Below are 1,219 nucleotides of genomic sequence, written 5' to 3' on the forward strand. Positions count from 1 at the left end.
TTTATGACGCGCTGATCGGGGATTTTTTCTGTGTATTGCTCGGTTTGCTGCTGGTTTTAGGGCTCCGCAGCCCGACGCACGAATCTGCTGGTCAATCCAAAAACGAAGCAACAGCATGAGCAGCAGCACAGAAAAAGGCTCCTTGAATTCACCATCAAAGCCGTCCCTGCAGCACAGGATTGCGAGAGTCTGGCCTTATTTCAGCAGCTCACGCGGTGGATGGGCATTAGCCATTGGCGCCACTATCGTGGCTTCGGCAACCGAGCCGTTTGTACCGGCATTACTCAAGCCACTCCTGGACCGGGGATTTCAGCGGGACTCATTCAATCTCTGGCTGGTTCCACTGACATTGATGCTGCTATTCACCCTGCGGGGACTCTCCGGGTTTCTGGCGCAGTACGCCCTGGCCAAGGTCACCAACGAGGGCCTCCAGTCGCTGCGCCGGGCGATGTTCGGCAAACTGCTGAGCTCGCGCCTGTCGCTGTTCGCGGACCAGTCCTCCAGCGCCATCGCCAACACCGTTGTCTACGAGGTGTTCAACGGCTCGTCGATGATGATCAATGCGGTCATGAAGCTGGCGCGCGACGTTCTCACGCTGGTGGCCTTGGTGGCTTACTTGCTCTTCCTGAACTGGAAGCTGATGCTGATCGTCTCCTTGCTGTTCCCAGCCGTCGCGCTGGTGATTCAGCTACTGACGCGCCGCCTTTACCGGCTGACCCGCGAAAGCCAGGTGGCCACGGACAACCTGGCCTATGTCGTCGAAGAGAACGTGCTGGCTCACCGCGACGTGCGGCTGCATGGCGCGCAGGCCGGTCAGGCTTCGCGCTTCGAGGCGCTGAGCAACACGCTGCGGCGGCTGTCCATCAAATCCACCGTCGCCTACGCAGGCATGAGCGCCATCACCCAGGTGCTGGCCGCAGTGGCGCTGTCGGCCGTCATCTCCATCGCCCTGCTCCAGGGCTCGGAAAACACCACCACTGTGGGCGGCTTCGTGGCCTTCGTGACGGCCATGCTGCTGCTGATCGCCCCCATCAAAAGCTTGTCCGACGGTGCCACGCCCATCACGCGCGGGCTGGCGGCGATCGAGCGCGGGCTGGACCTGGTCGACCTCATCGAGGACGAAAGCAGCGGCAGCTTCAGCACGGCCAGGGTCGCCGGCGACATTGAATTTTCAGGCGTCAGCGTTGTCTACAAGCCGGATACGCCGCCGGCGTTGGAC

At 61.4% G+C, this 1,219-nt stretch carries 1 protein-coding gene; it reads left to right on the forward strand.

Translation table 11 applies throughout. The features are described 5' to 3' along the window. Positions 1-115: 115 nt before the first annotated feature. Positions 116-1,219 (forward strand): ABC transporter permease (locus tag AC1DWI_RS23760; protein WP_477725987.1); only part of this gene is annotated, 1,104 nt, incomplete at its 3' end.

The organism is Polaromonas sp. P3_C2, assembly GCF_056402675.1.